This is a genomic window from Mangrovibacterium sp. (assembly GCF_041596335.1).
Taxonomy (GTDB): domain Bacteria; phylum Bacteroidota; class Bacteroidia; order Bacteroidales; family Prolixibacteraceae; genus Mangrovibacterium.
This window is the reverse complement of sequence record NZ_JBFHIT010000097.1, coordinates 1-8,006: the sequence shown is the minus strand read 5'-3', so window position 1 is coordinate 8,006 and position 8,006 is coordinate 1. Positions and strand designations below refer to the sequence as shown.

Sequence of the window (8,006 nt, the reverse complement as noted above, 5' to 3'; positions counted from 1 at the left end):
CGGCTATGAGAAGCAACGGGCACAGGCAAAAGCAGCCTACGAACAAGAACTGGCTGACATTGAAAAACAGGGGCGTGACTACCTCGCTAAATTAAATGAGTCGAAAGGATTTAGTGTTTCCGATGACGGGTACATTACCGAGCTTCCTGCTGAGGTGCAAGCTAGTTTGAATGCACAGAAAGAAAATGCGGCAAGACAATATGCGAATGAAATTGTTGCCATTAACGCAGATGCAGCAACAACAATAAAGGAAATCTGGGCCGATGCAACGCAAGAGAGTATGAGTGATCTTGATAAGGAATTAGCATCTATCGACGATTACTACAATAAGCTGAAAAAACAAGCAGAGGAGGCGGGGCGAACCGATCTGGTCCCTTCGATCGATGACGAGCGATTAAAGGCGAGGGCACAAGCTATCGCTGACAGCAATGTAAAAATAATTGAGAACGAACAGGAACTTGAAGAAAAGAGAAATGAGATTGCTGCAACCGGCGCTACGAATGAAACAAAATGGCAGGTTAAATCGCTTGAAACGAAAATTAAGTACGCAGAAAAGAAGCTCGAAGTTGTAAGAAAACTGCATACAAAAGAAGCACAATATCAGGCCCAGGCACTGGAACTTGAAATCGAGTTATATCAGCAGATGATTAACAAGATTGAGTTCGAAAGCAAGCTCGCCAATTTAGAGGAAAGCTTGGATGTGCTTACCCAAATGGTGAATAAATATTCTGAATATTTAGACTTGTCTGAAGAACAGGTCGATGTGCTTAACAATGGCGCGACAGCTTTGTCCGGGGTGATGGATATTGCTAAGGGCGATTATCTCTCTGGAGGAGTAAAAGTCGTTACTGCGATGGTTGATACGCTGATAAGCGCTCAGGACAATCTGACCGAAGAAATAAAGGAATCAGTTAGTGCAATGATGGATCTTGCAGATGGAGCCGAAACAGCAGCGGATGCGATTTCGAATATTACTTTTGACTCCAGCGGCTCAATAGCGTACCTGAAATTTTTGCAAGAATCTATAATTAGCCTTACGGATGATGCGAAGGCGCTGAACGAGGAGATTACCTATGACCGGTACGGAAGGAGAGGAGAGGAATCAAGTAATGTACTACGTTCGGTTTATAGCGGATACCGTGAGGAACTTGCAGAGCTTAATGCGGAGATAGAGGAGTTGTCAACCCAGATTCTAACCGGAGGACTGTCTCCTGAGCATATGGAGGCTGCAGAAGCGATTTTAAACGCCTACTCTGAACTTCAAGATCGCATGAGTTCTATTGAAGAAGATTTGATTGGGACTTCAGTTAATGATCTTGCAGATTCGTTAGCAGAAGCGTTTCTGGCTGGTGAAGATGCAGCAGAAGCCTGGGGGGAAAAGGTGGATGATATTATTCAAAAAGTGATTATCGATCAGCTGACTGCTCAGTTGCTAACTGAGCCAATTCAGAAAGCCGTTGATCAGTTGATTGTTGACTTGAATGATGGAGACACAACAGGAAGAACCCAAACTGATCCTGGATTGACGGTAGACGAAGCACAGAACTTTAAAGATTCGGTATTGGATATTTTGGAGTCTGCTGGGCCGGCTTTTGATGCAGTTCGAGAAGCATATGAAGCGGCTGGATTTTCGTTTTCAAGCGATGATTCGGAGTCCGGATATGATGAACTGACAGGCATTACCCAAAGCCTTACAGAAGAAACCGGTAGCTTGTTGGTTGGTCAGTTTATGGCTATGCGCATTGATTTAAAGGGAATCGGGGAAAATACCGATCAGTGCGCTGACTATCTAATGCAGAGCCTTGCTGTTCAGCAGGAAATCGCTCAGAATACCTCTTACAACAAAAGGCTAGTAACGATAGAAGAAAAGATTGCTGAAACAAACAAATTGCTAAGTGATAAGCTATGATAATTGATGGTACCGACATAACGACTTTGGGGCTTGTCTTATTGAAGGCTGATGACGGCCTGTTTTCATTGCCAGCGCGGAAAGATGTGCTTGATTCACCTGAATTTGAGGAAAATGATATTAAGCACAAATCAGCATCCTTCAATATCTCGATTTTCGGAGATTTCAATTCTATTTTAGAAATGGAAGCTGCGTTAAATGGTTTCAAATCACTTGTTACGGCAAGCGTTCAGCATACGCTAGAGTTTGATGAATACGATTTGCCAGCATTTCCAGGGGCGGTTTTCGCGAATGGATATAGTGTGGAAGTAATAAGAACAATCGTTAAAATCACCGCAAAAATCACAGTAGCGGACAAAAAATGGACAGCAAGTTAGTATGAGTTGGAAGTTAGATGATATTGAGTTTACCGATTTCGGAGTTTATGTATCGAAAGTTACAGGTCTGTTTGATTTGCCAGCTATTCAGAACGAGGCACACGATTGGTTGGATGAAGATGGCGAAGATTATTTTCACGACATCGAAGATCAGCGGCTAGATAACAAAACGATTAGTATTTCGTGTATCATTCTAAATGATACTTATCAAGGTTTTATTTCTCAGCTGAAGGCATTTTATGATGCGTTGACTGCTTCCGGCAAAAGAGTATTGACCACTCCATACACGTCTGAGGGGATCGAATGTTACCTTGAAAAATCGATTTCGATAGATCGAAAATCCCGGTATATTGGCACGAAGCAAATAGGCATATTTACGCTCACTCTTACGGTGCCCGGCGATCCTGGCTATAACTTAATTGAAATCAAACGCTGGGCTAACCCCGATGTGATTATTCCCGCTGTTGTCAAAGTTAGTAACGCGAAGGTGTCTAAAACCCTGCTTGGCGACATGGAGCTTACTATGAGTTTCGAAAGCAATACAGTTCTTGACATACAAGACGGTGATTGGATCGATTATGAATACCATGGAACGGGGGGTAATACCGACCGGTTTGTATTGTTTGGGGCTCCGTCTTTTACGAAGAAAAGCACGAACAAGTATCAGTACGATTTGACGTTTACGTTCTATGCGCTTAATGTATTGGAGCGTACTCAGTTTCTGAACGATCTTGGAGAATCGGATTTTTCGTACTACGCGAATATGTCAGAGCTTTTCGACTTGCTGAATGCTAATGTGGCCCGGTTTTATGGAGCAGGTTTTACTAAAGGCACAATCGATGATACGCTAAGGGAAAACCACAAATTCAGCGGTGAGAATTGCCTTGAAGTGTTGCAAAGGATGTGTGAAGAGTATGAGCTTGAATACGAGTTTGTGAAAAATAATCCCGATTGGTGGACTTACACCTGCAACATCAAAGAGCAGGTTGCAAATGATATTTCGCTCACGTTGCAATACGGCAAGGGAAAAGGACAGTACAATCTGAAACGAGGCGACCGTATTGAGGATGAATATTTCACAAAACTGTATGCGTTCGGATCTTCTGACAACTTGCCTACTGGTTACCGCAACGGATTGCAGCGATTGAGTTTTGACAATAATCCACTTGAACAAAATGCCGACGACAAGACATACAAAGAGGCAGTTTTGTTCTTCGATGATATTTACCCGCGCCGTACCGGAACGATAACCGCTTATTCACAAATCTTGGAAGATGATCTCACAACAGCACAAAAAGAGGTTTGGCCGAACGGGATCTTCGTTATTACGGATAGCTCAATTGAGTTTGATATTAATGACTATTTGCTTGGTGGTCTTACGGCAAAGGTGATAATGAAAACCGGTGATCTTGCCGGATATGAATTTGACATCGCCAAATACGATCACGATACACATGAAATCTACATTATTCCGTACAAAGATGATGCTGGGTACATTCTGCCTGATGATACGTTAATGCCAGGCGTTGGCGATGAATATACGCTTGTGAATATCGATATGCCTGATTCGTATGTAGAGGCCGCAGAAGCTGAACTTGAAGAAGCAGCCATTGAGGCACTGGCCGAAGGGAGTACTCCGCAGTACGAATACACTGCTGATATTGATCCGAAGTTTGTTGCAGACAATGGACTTTTCTTTGAGGTTGGTGACCGGGTTACGGTGGTTGATGGAGATTATGGTATTAACGGAACTTTCAGGATTAGCAAACTGACATATTCTGATTTTTCGCGCAAATACGAACTGACGTTCTCCGAAAAGCGCACTTTGTCTCGCATTCAGACACTGGAAAAAACGGTTGAAACACATGAACGGGCGATTGCTGATACCAAGTCCGATACGGTCGAAAGTATGCGTGACAGTCAGCGAAATGTGGAAGAACTTACTCGTAAGCTTTTGGACCCGGCAGACGATAAGTTAAACGCAGACTCTATTGTTCGAGATAAAAGCATCGACCCCGGGATGTTGGCTCTTGACGTTGACCCGAATTTTTATTTCGAGGATGCTCTCGTTGAATTGAACTATGACGGCAACGAGGATGTTGTTCATGTTTCTGCCGGAGTTGTGAAGATCACAAACTACAACACTCTTACCCGATACTACATTCAGAAGATGAAAGACAATGGCGACACTTACGATCCTACTCGGAGCTGGATCGTGCCGGAAACGACAATTAATCTGCCGACAAAGAACGCTTATGCTTTGTACCTAAAACTGGATTTAACAGAGGATAGTACCGATTGCGTTATCGAGGCGTTTGACACTCATCTTGAAGGAAAGGCTTTGATTCAGGACAACTATTTATACAAACGATTTTTTCTGATTTCAAAAGGAGAGGAGGAGGTAACTGACTAATGAGATACGGAACAGGACTTTGGGGAAATGTAAAGCTGCGGAATGGCCGCGAGGTTGAACTTCGCGAAAATGCCGGTTGGATTGAGTGGCACTATGTTGGCGATTCGAACTGGAACCAGTTGTTTGAGATTCCTTCTGATGGTCAGGATGGAGCCGATGGTCAGAATGGAACAGATGGAACTGACGGCCAAGATGGTGCCGATGGCCGTGAAGTAGAATTACAGGAAAATAATGGCTGGGTTGAATGGCGCTATGTAGGCGATACTACCTGGAACCAGTTGTTTGAAGTACCTGAAAGTTCAGGCGGTGGAACAAAGCCTATTCAGGTAACTGGCCTTACATTGTTGGCCGCCAATTGGGTTGCTGATGGTGATTTGTTTAAGTATGAATTGGCTAATTCCAATATTACAGCGACCAGTAGCGTAGAAGTGATCCCCGACAATTCGGCTTATGATGTTCTGGTTGAAGCTGAACCCCTGCCTGAAACAGAATCGGCTACCGGGAGCGTAACGATGTGGGTACACAGTGTCCCAAGTGCAGATATTACAGTGACGATTAATATTGTGGAGGTGCAGTAATGAAGAAAGGTAAATTTAATTTTCCAGTAATAAAGATTGAAGGTTCTGGTGGTGGTTCAAGTCCAGATCCTGCTGTTTATTGTCCGGCCAATGGGTATATTCGTGATCCAGAGGAGTGGAATCCTCCAATCGTGGTTCCCGAAATCACAACTGAAAGTCTTACTTTTATTTGCGATGCTTCAAAAGGGGATTGGGACTTTTATTCTCGTGGTTGGGATTTGTCAATAAATGAATCGGAGACACCGAATTATTTGTATGAAATTTTTGATGAAAACGGGACTCTTGTGGATTCTTTTTATTCCCAAGAAGATGGTGTTGATTATTCTTTTCCTGACAGTACGAAAATTTATACTCTTAGAATTTCTTTAACTAACCAGACATTCTATTCTTTCTTTTACAATTCTGTTTCCGGCACAAATGATGGATGTTTATTACAGGTTGTAATAAACGCCCCTTATTTGCGTAGCATTACATTTCAGGGAGAATTAAACTTAAATCATATTGAGTTTATCAGTGATACTTCCTATTTAACATCATTGGGTAATTTATTCCGTGACTGCTCCAATATGCAATATTTTAAGATGCCAGTAAACCTTCAAAGGGTACATTCTATGGCCGCAATGGCACTAAATTCAGGGTTACGTGTTTTAGATATGAGAGATTGCTTATTTACTTTCAATCAAGGGTATTGGCTTGCTGACAATATCGTGAGAAATTGTAAATATCTAAGAGAAATACATTTCCCTGAATATTTCCCTGCTTCAAGAGTGTATTATGCTTTACAAAATACGCCTCGTCTTGAAAAGGTGACTATGTTTAGTGACCATGGTGGCAATATGGGGGATAATAATATGCTTGCTTATAATTATATGTTTGAAAAGTGTGCTGCCGAGGGGGAAATAAGCGTTCCGTCTTCTGGGTTATCGACGATGTGTCAGTATATGTTTCAGTATTCCGGGTTCAGCAAAGTGACGTTATTTGGTGATTGGAGCTATATCAGATACGCTAGCGGGATGTTTTATTACGCTGAAGATTTAGAGGAGGTGATTTTCCCGTCAAAATGGCAAGACCTTGCAACGTCTAAAACAGTTCAAACAGTATTCAATACATCTTGTAAAGCATTAAAAAGGATTGTTCAACCAGACATAGGATATGTAAACCTCCCAAGCGCAAATTCTCCCTTGGAAGAGATTTCAGGCGACGCCGATACGTCAATCTACTCAACAAAACCCTATGTAACGTGTCCGACAGGAACGTCTGTTAGGGCGAATCTGCATACGTTTAATATGCCTAAACTACAACCTCGTCGTCTGTGGATAGGAGGCTCGTCAAGTAGTTATAAAATGACTGCGCTAACAAATGTTGAAGTGGATTGGGGAAGCTCCGGCAGTTGGAACTACACACATTCAAGTTCTCCTGTAATACGTATCTATGCTGCTATTGATGCTACTGAGATCAACCGAATATTTACGGCGTTGCGCACTGTTACTGATACAAAAATTATCGACGTTCGTTACAGCGATGGTTATGCTGATTGTGACCCCACGATAGCCGAGGCGAAAGGATGGACGGTACTATAATTTTGTCCGTTTACGAGCTCGTTACGGTGCCGATATCAGAATAAAAACACAATCAATTATATTTTAAGTGAAAACGCGGTTGGCGGTCAGCTAACCCTTTTTAAAGTTGTGATATGATACAGTCAGTTTTTTCGTCAAGGTTCCAGAATTTATGGGACATACTTTGCAGAATAGTAACCGCCCTATTAACTCTTTTCTACGATGCAAGAATAGTATTGAGTGCTGTCCTGTTCCTGATATGCGCTGATCAGGTGATGGGTGTTGCGTATGCGATAGTAAGAGATCAATTTAGCTGGAAAGAGTTTAAAAAGGTGTACCGGAAAGTATTGACATATATGACTGTTATTCTCGCTGCGTTTGTGTATGAGCGGTTTTTGCTTAGTGTTGAACATCTCTATTTTACGCAAGTGATTGGTGCGCTTGTAGGATTTCAGGAGCTTAGTTCTGCGTATATCAAGTTCGCGAAGTTAACAGGAATAGAAGTAATTGAAACATTAATTAAAAAGTTGAAAGGATGAAAAGATTACGAGATTTATTAATTGGCTTTATGACCGATTTTTGGATGTTGCCGTTGGCTTGCCTGTTAATGCACTGGCATAGTCGAATATCTGAGCGGTTAGGATTGTTCCCGCCGATGAATCCGGAAAAGGTAGGGAAGATTGTTTCAGCGTTGGTGCTATTTCTGTTAGTGATGTTTCTCGTTCGGTTATACACACTGGCGCAATACCACGATGTTTATAAAACCGGATTAATGCGAAAAAAGAACGAAAGATGGAACGAATTATCATCATGGCAACAATTTGTCTCCTTGCGTGTAGAGCGTTGGGTGCTGATGATCGTCTTTGCGATAATAATGACCGCGCTGTAAAAGAGCGACATCAGCGGATGGAACATACTGTTCGAAGTAATGTTTTGAAGTCGGCAAAGCGCTGGTTGTTTGTTGAGGAACTTACCGGGAAGAATGACCATCCGATGATAAAAGAATCGATGGAGCTTTGTGGACTTTGCGGAACATGTGGTTATCCGTGGTGTGCAAGTTCGCAAACCGAAATTTTTGTTTTTGCAGGAGTTTCAACGGTTCGGTCGGCCAGAGCAGCCGATTGGTTTAAAACGAATGTAGTTTGGCGAAGCTCATGGGGTGCAATTCCT

General features: G+C 42.4%; 8 protein-coding genes. All 8 read left to right on the top strand.

What is annotated here, in order from left to right; genetic code table 11:
- On the top strand, positions 1-1,909 hold a 1,909-nt coding region (locus ABZD21_RS19485; RefSeq protein ID WP_372776805.1), incomplete at its 5' end, for a hypothetical protein.
- Entirely contained in the window at positions 1,906-2,286 is a 381-nt protein-coding gene (locus ABZD21_RS19480; RefSeq protein ID WP_372776804.1) for a hypothetical protein, read from the top strand. The genes ABZD21_RS19485 and ABZD21_RS19480, both read left to right, overlap by 4 nt.
- 1 nt (position 2,287) lies before the next feature.
- Positions 2,288-4,699 (top strand): hypothetical protein, encoded by a 2,412-nt coding sequence (locus ABZD21_RS19475; protein ID WP_372776803.1) that lies wholly within the window; start codon positions 2,288-2,290, stop codon positions 4,697-4,699.
- On the top strand, positions 4,699-5,277 hold the full coding sequence (locus ABZD21_RS19470; RefSeq protein WP_372776802.1) for a hypothetical protein: 579 nt from the start codon (positions 4,699-4,701) through the stop codon (positions 5,275-5,277). The genes ABZD21_RS19475 and ABZD21_RS19470 overlap by 1 nt, the downstream gene beginning before the upstream one ends.
- Complete coding sequence (locus ABZD21_RS19465; RefSeq protein WP_372776801.1) at positions 5,277-6,857, top strand: leucine-rich repeat protein; 1,581 nt, start codon at positions 5,277-5,279, stop codon at positions 6,855-6,857. Before ABZD21_RS19470 ends, ABZD21_RS19465 begins: the two co-directional genes overlap by 1 nt.
- A gap of 113 nt (positions 6,858-6,970) precedes the next feature.
- Positions 6,971-7,375 (top strand): phage holin family protein, encoded by a 405-nt coding sequence (locus tag ABZD21_RS19460; protein WP_372776800.1) that lies wholly within the window; start codon positions 6,971-6,973, stop codon positions 7,373-7,375.
- Entirely contained in the window at positions 7,372-7,725 is a 354-nt protein-coding gene (locus ABZD21_RS19455; protein WP_372776799.1) for a hypothetical protein, read from the top strand. Before ABZD21_RS19460 ends, ABZD21_RS19455 begins: the two co-directional genes overlap by 4 nt.
- A gap of 17 nt (positions 7,726-7,742) precedes the next feature.
- On the top strand, positions 7,743-8,006 hold a 264-nt coding region (locus tag ABZD21_RS19450), incomplete at its 3' end, for a hypothetical protein (protein WP_372776797.1).

Bases quoted from the DNA above. Each gene is read 5' to 3' on its own strand.
- ABZD21_RS19480 (WP_372776804.1), top strand. From the start codon at position 1,906: ATGATAATTGATGGTACCGACATAACGACTTTGGGGCTTGTCTTATTG.
- ABZD21_RS19475 (WP_372776803.1), top strand. From the start codon at position 2,288: ATGAGTTGGAAGTTAGATGATATTGAGTTTACCGATTTCGGAGTTTAT.
- ABZD21_RS19470 (WP_372776802.1), top strand. From the start codon at position 4,699: ATGAGATACGGAACAGGACTTTGGGGAAATGTAAAGCTGCGGAATGGC.
- ABZD21_RS19465 (WP_372776801.1), top strand. From the start codon at position 5,277: ATGAAGAAAGGTAAATTTAATTTTCCAGTAATAAAGATTGAAGGTTCT.
- ABZD21_RS19460 (WP_372776800.1), top strand. From the start codon at position 6,971: ATGATACAGTCAGTTTTTTCGTCAAGGTTCCAGAATTTATGGGACATA.
- ABZD21_RS19455 (WP_372776799.1), top strand. From the start codon at position 7,372: ATGAAAAGATTACGAGATTTATTAATTGGCTTTATGACCGATTTTTGG.